Origin of the sequence: Plantibacter sp. CFBP 8775 (genome assembly GCF_014839505.1) — a bacterium.
Lineage (GTDB): Bacteria > Actinomycetota > Actinomycetes > Actinomycetales > Microbacteriaceae > Plantibacter > Plantibacter auratus.
In genome coordinates this window covers 259,616-279,938 of the sequence record NZ_JACYNV010000001.1, presented here as the reverse complement: position 1 = coordinate 279,938, position 20,323 = coordinate 259,616, and the positions used below count along the sequence as shown (strand labels likewise).

Annotated in this window: 18 protein-coding genes and 1 pseudogene; 5 read left to right on the top strand and 14 right to left on the bottom strand. The window is 69.0% G+C overall.

Annotation, left to right across the window (positions count from 1 at the left end):
- Positions 1-138: 138 nt before the first annotated feature.
- Positions 139-1,466, top strand: a pseudogene (locus IFR14_RS21540) (MFS transporter); the annotation flags it as partial.
- Positions 1,467-1,479: 13 nt separating this feature from the next.
- Here the strand turns inward: IFR14_RS21540 and IFR14_RS20680 are convergent.
- The 4 genes from IFR14_RS20680 to IFR14_RS01290 form a co-directional block, all read right to left on the bottom strand.
- Positions 1,480-1,854, bottom strand: coding sequence for a hypothetical protein (locus IFR14_RS20680; RefSeq protein ID WP_241160979.1), 375 nt, complete (start codon positions 1,852-1,854; stop codon positions 1,480-1,482).
- 86 nt (positions 1,855-1,940) lie between these two features.
- Positions 1,941-2,360: a DoxX family protein gene (locus IFR14_RS01300; protein WP_191939976.1), complete on the bottom strand. Its 420-nt coding sequence runs from the start codon at positions 2,358-2,360 to the stop codon at positions 1,941-1,943.
- A 1-nt stretch (position 2,361) separates the two neighbouring features.
- A complete protein-coding gene (locus tag IFR14_RS01295) occupies positions 2,362-2,880 on the bottom strand; it encodes a GNAT family N-acetyltransferase (protein WP_191939975.1) in 519 nt (172 codons plus the stop codon).
- Between the two features lie 12 nt (positions 2,881-2,892).
- Positions 2,893-3,891, bottom strand: coding sequence for an acetylxylan esterase (locus IFR14_RS01290; protein WP_191939974.1), 999 nt, complete (start codon positions 3,889-3,891; stop codon positions 2,893-2,895).
- A 95-nt stretch (positions 3,892-3,986) separates the two neighbouring features.
- On the opposite strand from IFR14_RS01290, the gene IFR14_RS01285 reads away from it, so the two are divergent.
- Entirely contained in the window at positions 3,987-4,808 is an 822-nt protein-coding gene (locus IFR14_RS01285) for a DeoR/GlpR family DNA-binding transcription regulator (protein WP_191939973.1), read from the top strand.
- Positions 4,809-4,869: 61 nt separating this feature from the next.
- Here IFR14_RS01285 and IFR14_RS01280 read toward each other — a convergent pair whose 3' ends face one another.
- The 5 genes from IFR14_RS01280 to IFR14_RS01260 all read right to left on the bottom strand — a co-directional run bounded on the left by IFR14_RS01280 (position 4,870) and on the right by IFR14_RS01260 (position 11,000).
- Entirely contained in the window at positions 4,870-5,763 is an 894-nt protein-coding gene (locus tag IFR14_RS01280) for a LacI family DNA-binding transcriptional regulator (RefSeq protein WP_191939972.1), read from the bottom strand.
- Between the two features lie 73 nt (positions 5,764-5,836).
- Complete coding sequence (locus IFR14_RS01275; protein ID WP_191939971.1) at positions 5,837-7,741, bottom strand: BNR-4 repeat-containing protein; 1,905 nt, start codon at positions 7,739-7,741, stop codon at positions 5,837-5,839.
- Positions 7,742-7,787: 46 nt separating this feature from the next.
- Positions 7,788-9,122: an ABC transporter substrate-binding protein gene (locus IFR14_RS01270; RefSeq protein WP_191939970.1), complete on the bottom strand. Its 1,335-nt coding sequence runs from the start codon at positions 9,120-9,122 to the stop codon at positions 7,788-7,790.
- Positions 9,123-9,216: 94 nt separating this feature from the next.
- Positions 9,217-10,155 carry a carbohydrate ABC transporter permease gene (locus IFR14_RS01265; protein WP_228501415.1) on the bottom strand — a complete coding sequence of 313 codons (939 nt, stop codon included), beginning with the start codon at positions 10,153-10,155 and terminating at the stop codon, positions 9,217-9,219.
- A complete protein-coding gene (locus tag IFR14_RS01260) occupies positions 10,152-11,000 on the bottom strand; it encodes a carbohydrate ABC transporter permease (protein ID WP_137242904.1) in 849 nt (282 codons plus the stop codon). Before IFR14_RS01260 ends, IFR14_RS01265 begins: the two co-directional genes overlap by 4 nt.
- A 272-nt stretch (positions 11,001-11,272) precedes the next feature.
- Between IFR14_RS01260 and IFR14_RS01255 the strand changes: the two genes are divergently transcribed.
- The 3 genes from IFR14_RS01255 (at position 11,273) to IFR14_RS01245 (ending at position 12,851) form a co-directional block, all read left to right on the top strand.
- Complete coding sequence (locus tag IFR14_RS01255; protein WP_191939969.1) at positions 11,273-11,812, top strand: hypothetical protein; 540 nt, start codon at positions 11,273-11,275, stop codon at positions 11,810-11,812.
- Between the two features lie 96 nt (positions 11,813-11,908).
- Positions 11,909-12,349 carry a hypothetical protein gene (locus IFR14_RS01250; RefSeq protein ID WP_191939968.1) on the top strand — a complete coding sequence of 147 codons (441 nt, stop codon included), beginning with the start codon at positions 11,909-11,911 and terminating at the stop codon, positions 12,347-12,349.
- Between the two features lie 88 nt (positions 12,350-12,437).
- Positions 12,438-12,851 (top strand): peptidoglycan-binding domain-containing protein, encoded by a 414-nt coding sequence (locus IFR14_RS01245; RefSeq protein WP_191939967.1) that lies wholly within the window; start codon positions 12,438-12,440, stop codon positions 12,849-12,851.
- A gap of 84 nt (positions 12,852-12,935) precedes the next feature.
- Here IFR14_RS01245 and IFR14_RS01240 read toward each other — a convergent pair whose 3' ends face one another.
- From IFR14_RS01240 to IFR14_RS01220, 5 genes are all read right to left on the bottom strand, one after another.
- Positions 12,936-15,038, bottom strand: coding sequence for an alpha-galactosidase (locus IFR14_RS01240; RefSeq protein ID WP_342365617.1), 2,103 nt, complete (start codon positions 15,036-15,038; stop codon positions 12,936-12,938).
- Positions 15,039-15,045: 7 nt separating this feature from the next.
- A complete protein-coding gene (locus tag IFR14_RS01235; protein WP_138945772.1) occupies positions 15,046-16,368 on the bottom strand; it encodes an ABC transporter substrate-binding protein in 1,323 nt (440 codons plus the stop codon).
- Between the two features lie 77 nt (positions 16,369-16,445).
- Positions 16,446-17,315 carry a carbohydrate ABC transporter permease gene (locus tag IFR14_RS01230; RefSeq protein ID WP_079704354.1) on the bottom strand — a complete coding sequence of 290 codons (870 nt, stop codon included), beginning with the start codon at positions 17,313-17,315 and terminating at the stop codon, positions 16,446-16,448.
- A complete protein-coding gene (locus tag IFR14_RS01225; RefSeq protein WP_079704353.1) occupies positions 17,312-18,256 on the bottom strand; it encodes a carbohydrate ABC transporter permease in 945 nt (314 codons plus the stop codon). The genes IFR14_RS01230 and IFR14_RS01225 overlap by 4 nt, the downstream gene beginning before the upstream one ends.
- Complete coding sequence (locus tag IFR14_RS01220; protein WP_124767863.1) at positions 18,253-20,262, bottom strand: beta-galactosidase; 2,010 nt, start codon at positions 20,260-20,262, stop codon at positions 18,253-18,255. The genes IFR14_RS01225 and IFR14_RS01220 overlap by 4 nt, the downstream gene beginning before the upstream one ends.
- Positions 20,263-20,323 lie beyond the last annotated feature (61 nt).

Sequence of the window (20,323 nt, the reverse complement as noted above, 5' to 3'; positions counted from 1 at the left end):
GATCCTGGAAGCCGTCGGACACGTGTCGACCACCGGACGGTTGCCACGCTACCATTCAGCGGTACGACTTTCCCATTCAGTGGGTAAGATTCTTCGGCAGGTGAACCTCGAAGCACCCCGACAACGATGTGAGGACCGATGGACGAGAGCAGGACCCAGGCCGCAGCCCTGGCCGAAGCCGCCGCGCACAGTGCGCAGACCCCCTACGACGACGCTGAGCGATCACGCCGGATGCGGAAGGTCATCTGGGCCGCGGGGGCCGGACACTTCGTCGAATGGTTCGACTTCGGTCTGTACGGCACGCTCGCGACGGTCATCAGCCTCAACTTCTTCCAGCAGGGCAACACGCAGGCGGCCCTCCTGTCCGCGTTCGCGGTGTTCGGCGCCGGCTTCGTGATGCGCCCCCTCGGTGGCCTCTTCTGGGGCTCGCTCGGCGACCGCATCGGGCGCAAGACGGTCCTCGCGACGGTGATCCTCGTGACCTCCGGGGCGACGGTCGTGATGGGTCTGCTACCGACGTTCGACCTCATCGGCCTCTGGGCGCCGATCCTGCTCGTGATCGTGCGGCTCGTGCAGGGCTTCGCCGCCGGCGGCGAGAGCTCCGGCGCCACGACGCTCCTCGCCGAGTACGCCCCGTCCAACCGACGCGGCTTCGTGACGAGCTTCATCGACGTGTTCGGCTTCGCGGCCTTCGTCGTCGGTGCGGGCCTCGTGCTCCTCTTCACCTCCACACTCGGCACGGACGCCCTCAACGAGTGGGGTTGGCGCGCCCTCTTCTTCCTCGCCCTTCCACTCGGCCTCGCCGGCCTCTACCTGCGGAACAAGCTCGAGGACACCCCGGAGTTCCAAGCGATCCAAGCGAAGGGGGCCGTCTCGAAGTCACCGCTGCGCACATCGTTGCGGACCTCGTGGAAGGCGCTGCTCTTCTGCGTCGGCTTCGTCGTGATCAAGGCGGTCGGCCACTGGATCCTGCAGACCTTCATGCCGTCCTACCTGCAGACCGACCTCGGCTACTCGCAGCCGCTCAGCTACGGGGTCACGGTGCTCGGGCTGCTCGCGATCGCGATCCTCGTACCCTTCATGGGCCTGCTGAGCGACCGCATCGGACGGAAGCCCGTAATGATCGCCGGTTGCGTCGGGTTCCTGGTGTTGACGTATCCGACGCTCATGCTCATGAGTGCCGGCAACTTCGCCGCCGCTGCAGTCGCGATGGTCATCCTCGGGGTGTTCATGGCCGCCTACGACGGTGCGTCGAGTGCCGCGATGGCGGAGCTGTTCCCGACCAGTATCCGTTACGGCTCGATGGCGATCGCGTACAACCTGTCGGTCGCCGTGTTCGGTGGGATCACACCCTACTTCGCGACGTTCCTGATCGCCTCGACGGGCAACCGGTTCGCGCCCGCGTTCTACGTGATGGCGGCGGCGCTCATCACGTTGATCGTCGTGCTGCGGGCTCGCGAGACGGCNTTCAGGGACAACTCAGCGGGTGAAGTCGCGCAGGTCGAGGTCAGGGTCTTCGAGCACGTCCGTGGTCTCGATGGAGTCGCGCGGCTCGTAGGCCGTCGTTGACGGGCGGATGTCGTCGAGGTAGCCCTGCAGGCGGTCTCGTCCCTCACTGAAGTCGGGGACCTCGTCGGTCCAGCTGTGGGGCACCGAGAGGACGTCGTTGCCGAGGCCGATGACGAGCTGCGCGGACGCCGGCCCGTCCTCATCGCCGTCGGACTCGACCACGATCGGGATGGTGACGGCCTCGGCACGGCCGCGCTTGGCCAGTTCCGCCGTCAGTTCGACCAGGAGCTGCGCGACCTCGTCGGTCGTCACGACGTTCTCGCCGGCATAGGTAATGCATCGCATGGATCAACCCTGCCGGACGGATGCTGCGAACCAGGGCCCCTTGACAGGCACCCGGGCGAGATGACTAGGCGTCCTAGGGATCGCGCTCAGCGCATCGTGTTCCGGCGGCGCCGCGACCGCCACGCGCGCCAGGCACCGGTGGACCACAGGGCCCAGAGGACGAGGACGGGCTGGAAGACCAGGCGGACGGCACGGGCGATGTCGCTGTCCAACCCGAAGGCGTCGGTTCCGCGGACGAACTGCTCGAGGTTGCCGGGGAAGACGGCGACGAAGAAGGCGGCGACGATCCAGCCGACGGCGACGCGGTACCGGGCGAGCAGGATCAGCGAGAGGCCGAGCAGGATCTCGACGACTCCCGACGCAACGACGACCACGTCGACCGGCAGGGGCAACCACTGCGGCACCTGGGCGACGAACGACTGCCGCGCGAAGGTGAGGTGGCCGACGCCGGCGAAGGTGAGGACGGCTCCGAGGAGCCAGCGGGCGAATGTGCGGACGAACTCCATGTCAGCTCACGGCCGTCACGGCGTACTTGAAGCCGCGGTGCGAGCCGACGAAGCCGAGGCGTTCGTAGAAGCGGTGGGCGTCGACCCGGGCCTCGTCGGAGGTCAACTGCACGATCGACGAACCGGTCGCCGGAGCGGCGACGTCCGTCACCCAGCGCATCATGGCTGTTCCAACACCGCCGGATCGCAGGCTCGAGGACACACGCACCGCTTCGACCAGCAGCCGTGTCGAGCCGCGACGGGCCATCCCGGGGATGCGGGTCAGCTGCATCGTCGCGATGACGGCGTCCGCGTCGACGACCAGCAGGATCTCGTTCGCCGGGTCGTCGATGAGGTCCGCGAGCGCACGCTCGTAGGCAGGGAGGTCGCTCTCCTGGGCCTGGTCACCACGGGACGCGCTGATCGGGTCGTCTGCGAGGAGCGCCATCAGCGCATCGAGGTCGGCGAGGGTGGCCCGGCGCAGCAGTAGCTCCTGTCCTGGCGTGGTGAGGGTGGCGGGGAGCGTGAGCGCAGCGATCATCCGTCCACCCTCTCACCTCTCGATCGTCGATCCGTCCACCGCCCGCGCGACCGACCGGAGTGCGTGCGCCCTCGTCGCCGCGTACGACTCCTCCAGCACGGCTTCGAGCCCCGGGTACTCGGTGTGCCCGGCGGGGAGGACACTCAGCTCGAGGTCCTCGAGCGCGTTGGCGACGGCGAACTGCCCGGGTGGTGGCACGTGTCCGTCCCAGAGCGCGGCCTCCACCCGCACCGGCACGTGGACGAACCCCGCGGCCGTCGAGGCGTCGAAGAACCGCAGGACCTCGCGCACCTCCGGGTGCTCGGCGACGTGGTGTCGCACACGCTCCCCGCTCCCCTCGCACGGCAGGCGCAGGCGCACGTCGTACTGACCGAAGCTCGGCACCACGAGCGTCGCTCCGACGAAGCGGTCGTCCCACGGCAGGGCGAGCGCGCCGATCCCACCGCCGAAGCTCTCACCGACGAAGTAGAGCGGGAGCGGTCCGACGACGTCGAACAGCGCCGACGCCGCGTGCCAGAGGTCGACGGCACAGCGGCCGAGCGCGTACCGCTCGACGCTGTCGATGCCGAACAGGACGTGTCCGTCCTCCGGCGTCGGTGCCCCGAGTCCGGTGTTGAAGACGCCCTGACCGCGGGCGATCGGGAAGATGACGGCGGCGTCATCGGGGACGCGGGACCAGTCCGGTGCGTCGCGTCCGCCGTAGCCGTGCCCGTGCACCATCCCGAAGCGCGCCTGCCCGTCCGCCGGCGTGGCGAGCCATCCGCGGAGACGAAGGCCATCGGCGACCGTGTGCTCGACGACGAAGACCTCGTGGGCACCCTGTCGGCCGATCGGGGTCAAGACCGGATCTGGAGACACCTCACGTGCCGCCGCGTACCACCCGCGCCACAGCTCCTCGAATCCGGCCGGCGGCACGACCGGTTCGATCGCCAGGAGCGCCTCGAGGTCGTAGCCGTAGGTGCCGTCGCGAACCTCGTCGCCGAACCAGTCCCGATGTCGTACCTCACACATGCGTTGTCCGCCTCCGTCTCGTCGTCGTGGATCGCCGGTGCCGAGGTTCGCCGTGCGCGCGTGCCAGACTGGCAACCGGGTCGAAGGAGGACGCTGTGCTCGGTGCGGAACGCAGATCGCAGATCATGTCGGAGGTGCGCCGCAACGGTGCGGCGAGCGTCGTCGACCTCGCGACCGCACTCGGCGTCAGCGAGATGACCGTGCGACGCGACATCGAGCAACTCGCGACGGAAGGCCTCGTCGACCGCGTCCGTGGTGGCGCCACCACGCCCCGCCTGCCCGACCGTGCCGAGCTGGGCTTTCCCAACCAGGCACGCCGACTGCTGGCCGAGAAGCGCGCCATCGCCCGTCGCGCGGCCATCCTCGTCGAGCCCGGCATGTCGGTCGGCCTGTCCGGCGGGACCACCACCTGGACCCTCGCCCAGGAGCTGCGAGCCATCCCGGAGCTCACCATCGTCACGAACTCCCTCCCGGTGGCCGACGTGTTCGCACGGCCCGACCGCGCCGACGAGCCGTACACCCAGACGGTCGTGCTGACCGGCGGCGTCCGCACCCCCTCGGACGCCCTGGTCGGTCCGGTCGCCGTGCGCGCGATCGAGTCCCTGCACTGCGACGTCGTCTTCCTCGGCGTCCGCGGGATCGACCTGCAAGCGGGACTGACGACCTCGAACCTCCTCGAGGCCGAGACCAACCGGGCGTTCGTCGGGGCCGGGCGCCGCTCCGTCGTCCTCGCCGACCACTCGAAGTGGGGCGCCGTGGGGCTGACGACGATCGTCGACCTCCGCGAGGTGGACCACCTCGTCATGGACGACGACGTGTCCGAGGACGTCGAGACCACGCTGCGCGCGCAGTTCGGCGAGGTCTGGCTCGCCCCGGTCGCCTCCGCTTCGGTGGACGACGACCGTATGGACGCCTGACCGCGACACGTCCAGCACCCCGGCACAGCGGAGCGCCGGCCTGCCCTGCCGCTCATGGACCTCAGCGTGCCGTGCTGTCGCGCACGACGATCCGCGCGTCGACGACCACGTGCCGGACCGGGGTGTCGGCACCGGGCGGGGCGGCGATCTGGCGTTCGAGCTCGGTGAAGGCCGCGCGCACGATCGCGTCGTAGTCGGGAGCGACCGTCGTGAGTGACGGGGTCGAGAACTGGGCGGCGTGGACGTCGTCGATGCCGATCACCGCGACCTCCTCGGGCACCCGTCGGCCGGCTTCGTGGAGGCCCGCGAGCACGCCGAAGGCGATCGAGTCGTTGGAGCAGACGACGCCGTCGAGCTCGACGCCCTCGGCGGTCATCCGACGCATCACGCGGCGTCCCTCTTCGGGGGTGAACGCGTCGACGTGCCCGATGAGCGAGGGCTCCTGCGCGAGGCCGAACCGCGCGACAACGTCCCGATACCCGGCGTACCGCTGATCCGCCGCGTCGGACGGACGTTCGTCCCTGGGCCCGATGAACGCGATGCGGGAGCAGCCGACCTCGGCGAGGTGGGTCGTCGCGGCGTCGGCGGCCGCCCGGTTGTCGATCGAGATGTGCGTGAACGGGCTCACCTGGATGTGCTCGCCGAGGAGCACCAGCGGCCCCGGGGAGGTCCGCCGCGTGAGGTCGCCGACCGTCAGCGAGCGGGGGATGTGGATGAGCCCGTCCGTGAGCGGCAGGCCCACCCCGTTGGCGATGTCGACCTCGCGGTCGTGGTCGCCCTCGGTGTGCTGGATGAGGATCGACAGTCCACGCTCGTCGGCACCACGGACGAGGAGCGTGGTGAGCTCCGCGAAGTACGGTTCGTCGAGGTTCGGGACGGCGAGCGCCACCATGCCCGTGCGCGAACGGCGAGGCACCGGTGCCGACCGCTGAGAGCCGAAGGCGGCGTCCGACATGGTGCTGCTCCTCACTGCTGACCGGGTGGATCCCGGCCGCTCGGGACCGTTGCGGTCCCGACTGAGCACAACGCTATCCCGGGACATCGTCGTTCCTCGCGGATTCGGTGGCCGGTGCCGCGATCGCCTCGATCTCGAAGACCCGCGCGACGTCGGTCGCCGAGGCGGACGGGTCGGTGATGAGCAGGCGCACCGCGTCGACGACCAGTCCGTCCACGGGCGCGGTGACGGTGCCTGCGGTGTTGTCGTCGAACCGTCCGACCTCGACCCAGGCACCGCCCGTCCGGACCTCGATCGTGAAGTCACGGAGCACCGAATCGGTCGAGACTCCCCCGGCGTAGCCGCTCTTGACCCTGACCTCGGCGAGCGCCGTCGGGACCTGCCAGGCGGCCGTGATCGTGGGTGCCGTATCGCCGACCGCGGAGATCCAGCGACTCGCGTCCGTGCACACGCCGTCGACGGCGAGCGCCCCGCCGGTGTCGGCTCGCAGCGCGGAGGAGGCCGTCACCGTGGCTCCGAGCGCGACGTTCGTCCCGCCGAGGTCGCCTCGGAGTCCGGACACGATGTCGGCGAGCGTCGTGCCGCCGGTCTCCGCGGCCGTACCGCGGTGGATCGAGGCCCAGCGCAGGGTCCCGCGCGTGGTCTCGCTGACCGGTGCCGTCAGATACAGGACGTCGGTCCCGCTCGTGGTCTCTGCTCGCAGGCGCTGTGGGCCGGACTCCGGATCGCCCACGACACGAGCCGACCAGGTCGAGCCGGCTCCCCCTCGCTCCAGCCGGACCACCTGGCTGCGGTTCTCGCCGCAGACCTGCACGGCGAGGACCGCGTAGACGCGGTCGACCCCGCCGGCGCTCGTCGTGTCGATCGCGGCGACGGTCGAGACGCCGGAACCGAGCGCGGAGGCGTCGATGAGCGACTCGTCATTCCAGGCACCGCCGTCCCACGAGGTGTATCGCACGTCGTACGCGGTCTGATCGGCTTCGACGAACCGGTAGACGATCCCCGCGAGCTCCGTGCCGTCGAGGGCGAGCTTCGCGGTCTGCAGCGCCGGCGTGTAGCTGCCGATGGCCTCACCGGCACCGAAGGGGCGCCAGACGACGGATCCCGGGGTGGTCGGGGTGATCGGTCCGGTGAGCGCGGTCCCCGCGACGTCGGCGAAGGAACCGTCGGACGGGTCGTACGTCGCGTACGAGCCGAGGTGCCGCGCCGGGTCCGCCGGGAATGGGCCCCATTCCCACAGCACGTGGACGCGGCCGTCGGCGTCCACCTCGAGGTCGTCGGGGTAGAAGGAGTAGCCGGTCGCCGCGGCGACCACCGCCTCACGTTCCCAGACACCGCTGTCGAGGTCGTACCGGTAGAGCCGCCCCTCCCGCCGCCCCTGCGTGTCCGCCCCGACGCGCACGAGCACCCAGGCGTCGCCGTCCGGGCCGCGCGCCGTCACCGGATAGGTGATCGCCGCGTCGAGGTCGGGCATGGACGACGTCGACTCCACGAGCGAGGTGACGTCGCCGGGTGCACTGGATCGGAACACGTTCCACTGCTCGTTGTGCATCGACACGAAGGCGTGGATGATGCCTTCGCCGTCGACCACGATCGACGGCTGGTTGTGGCCGTTGTCGTCGGTGAAGGTCACGCAGGCACCGCCGGCCGTCGAGCGCAGGCACCCTTCGGTCCACGTCCCGTCCGCGCCCCGCGAGGCCAGGTGGACCTCGTGCTTGGACGCGGTGGACGCCGGCGCGTTGAAGGCGAAGTAGGAGACACCGTCGACGACGTCGAGCGGTCGCCACCAGCCGGCCTGGTTCGACGTGTCGACGGTGACGGGCACGGTCTCGACCGTGTCGGTCACCGCACTCCCGCCCTCGTCGCTCCGCACCGGTCCTCCGGGGGCGGCGACCGCCGGCGCCGTCACCCCCAGCGCGAGGATGGTGAGCGCGGCCGCGGCGAGCGCGCGGACGGTGTTCGATGAGCTGCGTCGCATGGTTCCCCCGGTGCCGGTCACAGTCGTCCGATCGTCGATCCGCGGCTCAGCCGACGAGCTTCTGCGCGGCCGCCCCGGCGGCCTTCATGGCTTCGGCCGGTTGCTCCTGGCCGACGAGGACCGCCTGCACCTTCTCCGCGATCTTCGTCTCGATCTGCGAGTACTGGACGAACTTCCAGAACGGGTTGGTCGAGCTCGTCTTGGTGATGCGGTCGCTGAAGTTCGTGGCGAACGAGTCGTTCTTCACGGCGTCGGAGTTGAGCGCGTCCTCGGTCGCCGGCGGCAGACCACGGGCGGCGAAGTCCTCGAGCACGGTCTCCGGGTCGGACGTCACCCACTGGGCGAAGTCCGCTGCGGTGCCGGCGGCCGGACCGTCGACGACGGCGAGCGCCCCGCCCCACACGAGCGCACGCGGCGTGTCACCCTGCTTGAGGACCGGCCGGGAGACCGGCTGCAGCTTGCTCGCGAAGTCGGGGTCGGGCGATTCGCCGGTCACGGCGCTCCGTCCGACGATCGCGTCGTCGTAGATCGCGGTGCGTCCCTGCGCGAACAGCGAGCGGGCGTCGAAGCGATCGACGTCTGCTGCGATGAGGCCCTGGTCGTACAGGCTCTTGTACCAGGTGACCGCCTCGATGCTGGCGTCATCGCCGATCGTCACGGTGTCCCCGTCGACCAGGGGGCTGCCGAAGGTCTGCATCCAGATGAGGATGTCCTTCAGCTGCGCGGCCTTCGTCGACGCCGCGTAGGGGATCATGCCGTTGCCGAGGCCCTTGAGCTGCTTGAGTGAGCCCTCGAACTCGTCGATCGTCGTGGGGAACTCGCCGATGCCGGCCTGGTCGAGGATCGCCTGGTTGGTGACGAGGCCGATCGCGCCGATCGTCCACGGGAGGCCGTACTGCACGCCGTCGAACGTCGCGGCCGTGAGTCCGGCCTTCGTGTATCCGCGTCCCTCGGTCAGCCCGGACACGTCCTGCAGCTTGCCGAGGCTCGCGAGGGAACCCAGCCACGCGACATCGACGTGGGCGACTCCTGAGAACTGACCGCCGCGGACCTGCAGCATGAGCTGGTTGATGTACTCGTTGTAGGGGAAGGACACCTCACCGACGTCGATCTTGGCCTTGCCCTCGTACTTCTGCAGGAGGCTCTGGATGGCGGGTGCCGAAGCCTTCTCGGTGAGCGACCAGCTCGCGAAGTCGAAGTCGGTCGCTGTGCCGCCGGCGGTCGCCTTCGGGATGGATCCCGCTCCGGGCGCGGCACCGGTGGGCGCACATCCGGCGAGGGTGGCTGCGGCGACGCCGATGCCGAGGAACTGCAGGGCACGGCGGCGGGTGATGACGGTCTGCTGTGCGGCGGTGGCGAAGGACGGGGTGGTGTGGGACATGGCTCCTCCTCGAGCGTGATCCTGGTGGGACGTGTCTGGGTTGGTGGAACGGATTGTGGGGAGACCGGCGGCGGGCCGGTTCGGTGTGCTGCGCTCAGCCCTTCACGGCACCGGCGGTCAGTCCGCCGACGAGGTGACGCTGCAGGGCCATGAACGCGATCGCCACGGGTAGGGAGACGACGAGGGACGCGGCCATGAGCTCGGGCCAAGCCGTGGCCGCCTCACCGACGAAGGTGTTCACGAGGCCGGGCGGGAGGGTCTGCTTGTCGGGTCCCGCCAGCGTGAGCGCGAAGATGAAGTCGTTCCACCCGCGGACGAAGGCGAACAGGCCCGCGGCGACCAGGCCGGGTGCGGACAGCGGCAGCACGATGGAGTGGATGATCCGCAGTCGGGACGCCCCGTCGACGCGAGCCGCCTCGATGAGTTCGTCCGGGATCGTGTCGAAGAACCCCTTCAGCATCCAGACGCACAGCGGCAGGGTGAACGTCGTGAACGAGAGCACCAGCGCCGCGTAGGTGTTGAGGAGCCCGTAGGCACTGAACACCGAGTACAGGGTGATCAGCAGCAGCGCCTGGGGGAACATCTGCGAGGCGAGCACGAAGTACATGAGTGATCGACGCCCGCGGTAGCGGAACTTCGAGAACGAGTAGCCCATGTAGGCCGAGACGATCACGGACAGCAGGGCGGTGATGACGGACACGATGATGCTGTTCCGCAGGTAACCGAACAGGTCCGGGTTCGATGCGAGCGCGGTGTAGGCCTCGAAGCTGATCTCCGTGGGGAAGAGCTTCGGTGGGTAGGAGAAGACCTGGGCTCGCGGGGTCAGCGAGGTGGCCAGCAACCAGTACACCGGCAGCAGCCCGAAGCCGCCGCAGACGATCACCGCGACCCAAGCGCTGATCCGGACCGCCCGGCTCTCCGAGCGGAAGAGCGACGGTCGGCGTCGCAGCGTGCCGAGTTCGGTCGCGACGAACGGCGGTTGCGGGTCCGGTGTGGTGTCCTGCGGTGCAAGCGGGGCGGTGGAGACGCTCATTTCTGCTCGCCTTTCTCCGAGAATCGGACGTAGACGACGACGAGCGCCATCAGGAGGATGAGCCAGAGCAGCCCGAGGGCGCCCGCGTGGCCGAGGTCGAAGCCGCGGAAGGCGGTCTCGTAGACGGCGGTGGCGAAGGTCTGGGTGCTCCCGGCCGGACCGCCGCCCGTCAGGACGTAGATGATGTCGAAGTGCTGGAAGTTCCAGATGAACTCGAGCAGCAGGACGAGGCCGATGATGCCCTTCAGCTGCGGGACGGTGATCGAGAAGAAGCGTCGGATGGTCCCGGCGCCGTCCATCTCGGCCGCCTCGTGGAGTTCCTGTGGCACGGTCTGCAGGCCGGCGAGCAGCATGACCATGATCCAGGGGAAGGACTGCCAGGTCTTCGCGACGATCACCGCGAACATGGCCGTCTGGGGTTGTGCCAGCCACGCCTGCGCGTCGATTCCGAACAGACCGAGGATGGCGTTCGCCACTCCGTAGTTCGCGTTGAAGATCCACATCCAGAGGAACGACACGACGACGCCGGGAACGAGCCAGGGGATCAGCATGAGTCCGCGCAGCATCTTGGCACCGCGGATGCGCGTGTTGAGCGCGAGGGCGAGCGCGAAGCCGATGATGAAGGGGGCGATGGTCGTCCCGAGGGTGAAGACCATGGTCTGCCCGAGCAGCTTGAGGAAGTCACCCTGGAGCACGTCGATGATGTTCTGGAATCCGACGAACTCGCGTCCGGGGACGACCAGGCTCTGCTTGAAGAACGCCGTGACGAGCGCGGTCAGCAGCGGATAGGCGACGACCGCCACCAGGAGCGCGAGCCCCGGGAGGACGAGGACGAACGCGAACATCCCGTCCGGCATCCGTCTTGGTTTGTTCGAAACTGTATCTAACTGTGAAGTCGTCATACTCACATCCTTGTGAGGAGCATTCCGCTGCATGCGGGGCTTCCTGGGGCGGCGGCGCTCTTATCAGCGGCCAAGTGTTGTTCAGCATGCCCGGTGTCCGCGTGACAGGTCAACGCGCGGTGGTCACGGTTCCATAACGGACTGTTCGTACTTGATTGAAACTGTCTCTTAAGAGCGTCCGTCCGCTGCCGGAGTGGACATGGGAGAGTTGATGGGTGAACTACGACCTCAGCGCTCCTGCTCGCCGCGACATCAAAGGCCTCACGGCCGCCATCGAGTCGGCCGAGGACGCTGCTTCACTGCAAGCGCGTCTGAGCGTGCCCCGCTACGGCGTGTTCGACCTCGTCGGCCGGGCCCGCCGCTCGCCGATCATCGGCGGACTCCTCCTGGCCGGCACGGCACTCGATCAGAACGGCAAGCCGACGAAGCCGTTGCAGGTGCTCGAGACGATCCCCGAGCTCGACCCCGTCGACCCCGACGCCGGTGCTGTCGCCGCTCAGCTCGCCGAGCTCTCACACGGCGACCTCGTCACGGTGCGGTTCTCCGATGGCGCTTACGGCGACTTCGGAGTGACCGGCATCGCCGTCTGGTCGGTCCCCGGCACCACCTTCCTCGTGGGCGGCTGGCTCATCGGTTCCGCGGGTGCGCCGGCGCCCCGGGTCACCGAGCTCGTCCGTCTCGCACCCGTCGGCGACCACCCGTGGCCCGTCCCGGCCCAGATCACCGTCGTCGGCGAGGACATCGGCATCGACTGACCGCGCTTCGTTCGCCCAAACATGGGCGAACGAGCACACATTCGCCCGAAGATGGGCGAACGAACCGACACACCGGAGGCGCTGGGGGGCGAACCGATGAGCAGGACCGTCCGCGAGGTCGTCTCGGCCGGGATGATGTGCCTCCCGCTGGCAGTGGGGATCGTCACTGCTTGGACCGTTCTCCCGACCGCGCCCTCGACGCTGGCCGTCCACGTCGACCGGAACGGAGTGGTCGACGGCACCGCGCCGACCTGGCTCATGGTCGCGGTCCCGCTCGCGCTGTCCGTGGTCGCCGCGGTCCTCGGCCTCGCCGGTCTCCGCGAGTCGTGGCAGGCGAACCGTCGGGTGCAGCGAGCACTCGCCGGAGGAGCGGCCGTGCTGGGTCTCGTCGTCTGGATGTGGTCGGTGGAGTTCACCCGGCTGGCCGGTACGGGAGCCGACCTGGTCGCGCTGCCGGTCGTCCTCTCGGTGTTCGGCGCGATGTTCTGGGGCGTCCTCTGCTTGGTCGTCACCCCGCCCGATCTCCTCGCGGACTGAACCCGGGCATGGGCACCACTGCCCATTCACCGCTCGAGACGCTCGACCTACGCTCGTGGGGTCCGAGCAGTCGAACGAGAGGAACATCATGACCACACGAACGATGCGCAGCAGGATCGCCCTCGCGGGGGCTGCCCTCGGCCTTGCCATCGCCGGCTCCGTCGGCGGCGTGGCGACCGCCGCACCGGCCCAAGCCGCCGGCCAATGCGTCGACTACCAGTACTCCGCCGGCGGCGACGGCGGGTGCGTCGCCAACATCCAGACCCTGCTCAACGCCTTCGGACCGAGGATCCCCGGTGGTGTGTCCAACCTGGAGGTCGACGGTCAGTTCGGCGAGCAGACCCGGGCAGCCGTCGTCGCCTTCCAGACGTACTGGGGCATGCAGGTCGACGGCGTGGTGGGCGCCGAAACCTGGAACATCCTCTGCGCGCCGCAGATGGGACCCGGTCCGGTCGACTGGTTCCCGTACGACGCGGCTCGCGCCTCCGGTTGCAACATCTGACCGGACCCGCACGACGACACTCCCTCGCCCGTGTTCGGGCGAGGGAGTTCTCGTTCACCCGGAACGGGCGGACGGACGCGGCGCCTACTCCGCGTCGAGGGTGAAGAGCTGCGCCTGCTCGGGAGCGAGGAGCGGCATCGCGATCCCGACCTCAGCGAGCGCGCGGCCGGTGAGCACGACCGAGCCCTCGGTCAGCCACACCGGCGGCACGTCCTGGATCGACCGGGCGGGCGCGCCGAGGTCGAGCGGGCGGACCCGATAGCGACGCTCGGGATCGAGGCCGGGCACGCGAAGTGGCGCGGGGATCGCCGTCAGCGGTGCGGCGAGCGCCACCTGCGCGACGATCGCGGACGAGCGGTCCTGGGCGATCACCCCGTGCGCATGCAGTGCCGGGTCGGCGCTGTCCATGCGGACGACCTCGCCCGTGTGCAGCAGCGGGCGGAGGCTCTTGTAGTGCGCGATCCATGCCGCGATCAGCTCGAGTTCCGACTCGCTCGCCTCGTTGAGGTTCCACTCGATGCCAGCGCTCCCGAAGAGGGCTGTGGCCAGGCGGAACGCGAGGTCCGAGGTGCGCCAGGTGGTGTGCGAGCGCGCCGCACCGAGGTGACCGCCGAGGTACTCCGGTGGGATCACGAGCCCCGTATAGCGCTGGATCGACTGCCGCTCGAGCGGGTCGTTCGTGTCGCTCGTCCACACCCGCTCGACCCGTTCGAGGATGCCGAGGTCGATGCGCGCGCCACCTGACGCGCACGACTCGATGTCGACACCGGGATGCAGGGCACGCACCTCGTCGAGCAGTCGGTAGAGCGCCGTCGTCTGCCGGTGCGCCGAGCCGCCGAGGAGGTCGCGGTTGTGGTCCCACTTGAGGAACGCGATGTCGTACTCGGTCAGCAACGCGTCGAGTCGGCCGAGGAGGTAGGCGAAGGCGTCCGGGTTGTCCAGGTCGAGCACCCGTTGGAAGCGCCAGCTCGGAGCGTCCGGATGCCCGAGGACCCAATCGGGATGCGTGCGCGCGAGCTCTGAGTCGGGGTTCACCATCTCCGGCTCGACCCACAGTCCGAAGTCCATGCCGGCACCGGTCACCGCCTCGATGAGTGGCGACAGCCCGCCTGCCCAGCGTTCCGGGTCGACGAACCAGTCGCCCAGTGCACGGCGGTCGTCCGTGCGACCGGTGAACCAGCCGTCGTCCAGGACGAACCGCTCGACACCGACGCGCTTCGCCTGCTCGACGAGGGTGAGCAGGGTCGGCAGGTCGTGGTCGAAGTACACGGCCTCCCAGGTGTTCAGCACCACCGGGCGGGGCTTCGTGATCGTGCTCCACGAGCGGATCCAGGGGTGCAGTCGCGCGGAGACGCCGTCGAGACCCGCGTCGGAGTAGACGGCGACCGTCCACGGCGACTCGTAGGTCTCTCCCGGCTCCAGCGTGACCTCGCCGGGCGCGAGGAGTTCACCGGAGCCGGTGACCACGGGACCGAGTGGCGAGCGCTCGCTCCAGATCACCTTGTCGCCGCTCCACGCGAGGTGGGTCGCCCACACCTCGCCGCTGCGGAAGTCGAAGCCGGGTGCGCCCGTGACGGACAGGAACGCGTCGTCGTGACCGGGTCGTCCGTGACGGTGCTCGCGCGTCCAGGCACCCTGCCCGAGGCGGTGGCGCTGCGGCGTGCGCTCGTGCGTCCAGAGACCGGTGAAGTCGAGGAGTTCGGTGGCGCGGTCGGGAACCGGGAGCACGACGGCGAGGGCGTCGACGGCGAGTGGTCGATCGACCTCGGCGTCGTTCCGCACGGTGTGCCGGACGCGGAGCACGCCCTGGGGGGTCAACTCGATCGTCGACACGATCGTCACCGCGGCGCGCTCGTCGGAGGTCGTGAGGATCAGCGAGGTGTCGGTGGACTGCTGGTCGATCAGCCGCAGCGCGAGCAGGTTCGACGCGTCGGGTCCGCCCGGCCGGTGCACGCCGATACCTGGGCGGCCGCTCCAGCCGTCGAACACGGTGGGCAGCAGGCTGAGGCGCGGCGGGGCATCGATGGAGGAGGGCGGGATCGCCGGCGTCAGCCCGTCGGCGAGGGCGGTGAGGGAGTCGGCGGCGAGTTCGCCGACATCGGCTCCCCAGTGGAGGATGGTGGGCACCTTCGTGCCGCGGGCGTCGACGATCAGGCTGACGCCCGCGGCACGAAGGTGGTGGATCACTGTTCTGTCACTCCTTGACGGGGATGGACTGCGCCTTGAGGGCGTCGATCGTCGCCGACTGGCCCTTGGTGAGGGCATCGAGCAGGGTTCCGTCGCCGGAGACCGCAGCCTTGAAACCGTCGGACACGTCGTTGTACGTCTGCGTCATCGTCGGACCCCAGGCGAAGTCCTCGGACACCTCGGAGGAAGCCTCCGCGAAGACATCGTAGATCGGCTGGCCGCCGTAGAAGTCGACGCCCTCCTTGAGGACGGGCAGGTTCAGGCCCTCCTTCGTCGCGGGGTAGATGTTGGCGCTCTTGTTGAGCATGGTGAGCGCCTCGTCGGAGGTGTTCAGCCACAGCGCGAACTTCGACGCCTCATAGGGGTGCTTGGAACCGGTGAAGACGGCGGTCGAGGAACCACCCCAGTTGCCTGCCGCGGAGTCGCCGGCCTCCCACTGCGGAGCCTTCGCGACGGCCCACTTGCCGGCGGTGTCGGGAGCACCCGATGCGATGGAGTTCGCGCCCCAGACGGCGGAGTTCCAGGTCCAGGCGGCGCTGGAGTTGTAGGCGTTGTCCCACTCGGTCGTCCAGGTGGGGACGGTCGAGACGAGGTCCTCGTCGATCAGGTCCTGCCAGTAGTCGGCGACCTTCTTGGAGGCGGGGTCGGTCAGGTCGACGGTCCAGTCGGAGCCGTCGTTGTCGAACCAGCTGCCGCCGGCCTGCCAGACGAAGCCGGCGAACTGGTTGATGTCACCCTGCGAGAAGTTGGTGATGTAGGCACCGGTGGCGCGGACCTTCTTGGCGGCCTCCTTGTACTCCGCCCACGTCGTCGGGATGGCGATCCCGTTCTGCTCGAACAGGTCGGCGCGGTAGAACATGGCCATCGGGCCGGAGTCCTGCGGGACGGCGTAGACCGAGTCGGACTCACCGAGCGAGACCTGACCCCAGGTCCAGTCGACGAAGTCGTCCTTGGCGGCCATGACGTCGTCGCACGCGCCGAGGTCCATGAGGCCGTTCTGCACGCGGAAGTTCGGGAGGGCGTCGTACTCGATCTGGCCGAGGTCGGGGGCGTTGCCGGCCTTCAGCTGGTTGAAGAAGTTCTGGTAGGTACCGCTGTTGCCGTTCGGGCCGGTCTGGACCTTGACCTGGATGTCGGGGTTCTCCTTGTTCCAGACGTCGACGACCTCTTCGATGCCGGGGATCCAGGAGGTGAAGCTGAGGTCGACCTTGCCCTCGGCCGGGGCGCAGGAGGCAGCAGCACTGCCGCCCTCCGACCCGGTGGAGGAGCAGCCGCTCAGGACGACGGCCGACAGCACCGCTGCGGCGACCGCTGTTCTCTTGAGGTTCATAGCGAATCCGTTCTTCTGTGAATGGTGCGGGATGGTGTTGGTGCGGGATGGAGAGGAGTGTCTGCTCGTCGGTCCGACTACTTCACGGCGCCGGCACCGAGGCCGGAGCGCCAGAACCGCTGGAGCAGGAGGAAGGTGATGACGAGCGGGATGATCGACAGGAATGCGCCGACGAGGACGTAGAGGCGCAGTTCGGGGATCTGGTTGACCTGCGAGTTCCAGGAGTAGAGCCCGAGGGTGACCGGGAACAGGGCTTCGTCGCGCAGCATGATGAGCGGCAGGAAAAAGTTGTTCCAGATGGCGACGAACTGGAAGAGGAACACGGTGACGAGCGCCGGGAACATGAGTCGCACGGAGATGGTGAAGAAGGTCCGGATCTCACCGGCGCCGTCGAGACGCGAGGCCTCGAGGAGTTCCTCGGGCACGCTCGACGCCGCGAAGATCCGCGTCAGGTAGACACCGAAGGGGCTCACCAGCGAGGGCAGGAAGACCGCCCAGAACGTGTTCGTGAGGCCCACCTGGCTGAAGATGAGGAACAGCGGGAGCGCGAGCGCGGTCGCGGGGACGAGCACACCGCCGAGGACGACGTTGAAGATCAGGTCGCGTCCCGGGAACCGGTACTTCGCGAGGGCGTAGCCGCACATGGCCGCGAAGAGCGTGCCGAGCAGTGCGCCGAGGCCGGCGTACAGGACCGAGTTCAGCATCCACTTGAGGTAGACGCCGTCGCGGTAGGCGACGAGCTGGCCGATGTTCTCGAACAGGTTGAAGTCCGCGAACCAGAGCGGAGCCGAGTTGCCGAACTGCGCTGACGACTTCGTCGAGGCGATGAACAGCCACCAGATGGGGATGAGGAAGTAGAGCGTGAAGACGAGCATCACGATGAGCGCGCCGGCGCGCGACAGGCGGCTCTCCTGCGGGCCGCGGCCGGTGGACAGGATGGCGGTCATTTGCCTTCCTTTCGCTGCGTGAACTTCAGGAACCCGAAGGAGAGGACGAAGGTCGCCAACGCGAGCACGACCGAGAAGGCGGCTGCGAGGTTCACGTTCGGGATGGACGAGGTGGTGTAGACGGTGAGGTTCGGGGTGAAGGTGCTGCTGACGGCCGAGCTGAAGGTGCGGAACACCTGCGGCTCGGCGAGGAGCTGCAGCGTGCCGATGATCGAGAAGATCGCCGTGAGTACGATCGCCGGCATCACGAGCGGGATCTTGATCGACCAGGCGATGCGCGCCTGACCGGCGCCGTCGAGCCGGGCGGCCTCGTAGATCTCGGTGGGGATGGAGAGCAACGAGGAGTAGATGATGAGCATGTTGTAGCCGACGAACACCCAGGTGACGACGTTCGCGATGGCCCAGAGCACGAGATCGGCCGAGAGGAAGTCCACGCTCTGCGTGACCGCGGTGAACGGCGACAGGTTCGGCGAGTAGAGGAAGCCCCACATGATGGCGGCGATCACGCCGGGCACCGCGTACGGGACGAAGAACGCGAGGCGGAAGAACCGTTTGCCCCGCAGGAGCGGCGAGTCGAGCAGCAGTGCGAAGAGGAGCGCGAGCCCGAGCATCACCGGCACCTGGACGACGCCGAACAGGAGCACCCGTCCGACGGACTGCCAGAACGGGCCGTTCTGGAAGACCTGCACGTACTGCGCCAGTCCGCCGAACACCTCCCGGGCCTGACCGAAGGTGCCGTCACGCTCGATCACGAGCAGCGACTGGTAGACCGCGTACCCGATCGGCACGAGGTAGAACAGCGCGAACAGCACGGCGAACGGGACGATGAAGATGGCGATCGCCCGCTTGTGCTGCACCACCGCCTTCGGCAGCTTGGCCGCCCTCGGCGGGCGGACGGGCCGTGGCGACGTCGCCTCGGCCGTCTCGATGTTGACGCTCATCGCGTGCGGTCCTCTCTGATGACGCGCACGGCGCCGGCTGGCACGCGTGCGATGGAGTCGACGGGTTCGCCGGTGACGAGCTCGCGCCCGCGGGCCGGCAGCTCGACGTCGTTCGTCGAGTGGTTGATGAGGAAGAGGTAGCTCCGTCCCTCATCGGCGCGGCGGACGACCTCGAGGCCCGGCTGGTCCGGATCACCCTGTGGCAGCGCCCCGGCCCCCGCGGCTGCGTCGCGGAGCACCTCGTCGAGTGCGCCGGCGTCCAGGTTCGTCGCGAGGTACCAGGCGTCGCCGCCGCCCGCGATGCGGTTGCGCGTGATGGCCGGGCGACCGGTCGACGGGCCGTCGGCGAAGGAGTCGACGACCTCGGCTCCTCGGGCGCGAGTCCGCTCGGACCATGCTGTCGCGCTCCGGCCCGACGCGAGCGTCAGCACCTGGCCGGGGAGGACGGGGGCGAACTCCTCGACGTTGACGCCGAGCAGCTCGCGGAACGCACCGGGGTAGCCGCCGGGGCGGACCCGGTCCTCCTCGTCGGCGATCCCGCTGAAGAAGGTGACGACGGCGTGCCCACCGGCTGCGACGAAGTCCGAGACGACCGCGGCCTCGCTGTCGCGCACCAGGTACAGGTTCGGGACGACGACGAGCCGGTAGGCGGAGAGGTCGGCGCCCGGACGCACGACGTCGACGGTGTGACCCAGACGACGCAGCGACGCGTGGACCGCGTGGACCTGCGAGAGGTGGTCGATCGCGTGGGTCGGGCGGCTCTCGCCGTCGGCGGCCCACCAGTTCTCCCAGGAGAAGAGGAGGGCGACATCGGCCTGGACGCGCGTGCCGGTGATCTCGTCGAGTCGGTCGAGCGTGCCACCCAGCTCGACGACCTCGCGCCACACGTCGGAGTCGGTGCCCGCGTGCGGCAGCAGGGCCGAGTGGAACTTCTCCGAGCCCTGCAGCGACGCACGCCACTGGAAGAAGCAGATCGCCTCCGCGCCCTTCGCGACGTGCGTGAGGGAGTTCCGGGTCATCTCGCCCGGTGCTTTCGCGAGGTTCTGCGGCTGCCAGTTGACCGCACCGGTGGACTGCTCCATGAGCAACCACGCACCGCCACTCGCGAGACCGCGCGTGAGGTCGCTTGCGAACGCGAGTTCGGCCGTGGGGTCCGCGAGGCGGTTGTCGAGGTAGTGGTCGTTGGCGACGACGTCCATCTCGGGCGCCCACTGCCAGTAGTCGAGGTTCCGGATGTGCGCGGTGACCATGAAGTTGGTCGTGACGGGTACGGAGCTGTGGCGGCGCAGGACCTCGAGCTCGGCCCGGTAGTAGCCGAGGAGCTCGTCGGAGGAGAAGCGGTGGAAGTCGATGACCTGGCTCGGGTTCCGGCTCGACAGGGTCAGGCGCGGCGGCAGGATCTCGGCGAAGTCGCTGTACTGCTGACTCCAGAACGACGTGCCCCACGCGGTGTTCAGACGCTCGATCGTCTCGTAGCGGGCGCGGAGCCAGCCCCGGAAGGCCTCGGCACTCTCGTCGTCGTAGCAGAGCGCGTTGTGGCAGCCGAGTTCGTTCGACACGTGCCAGAGCTCGACGGCGGGGTGCGCGCCGTAACGGACGGCGACGCGCTCGACGAGTTCGAGGGCGTAGCGACGGAAGACCGCGGACGACGGACACCAGGCCTGGCGACCGCCGGGGAAGCGCGTCGTCCCGTCCTCGGTCTCGGGGAGGATCTCCGGGTGCCGGAACGTCAGCCACGGTGGGGCCGACGCGGTGCCGGTCCCGAGGTTGACCCGGATGCCGGCTTCGTGGAGCAGGTCGAGGATCTCGTCGAGCCCGGCGAAGTCGAACTCCCCCGGCCGTGGCTCGAGGTGCGACCAGCCGAAGATGTTGAGGGCGACGAGGTCGACGCCCGCCTCCTGCATGAGCGCGACGTCTTCGCGCCAGACGGACCGATCCCACTGCTCGGGGTTGTAGTCGCAGCCGTAGGCGATGCCGTCGTGGCTGAACGTGGGGGTCGTGCTCATGGTGCCTTCCGCGATCTGTGAACGTGCACAGATCGAAGAGTGACAACTCCACGTTGAGAGT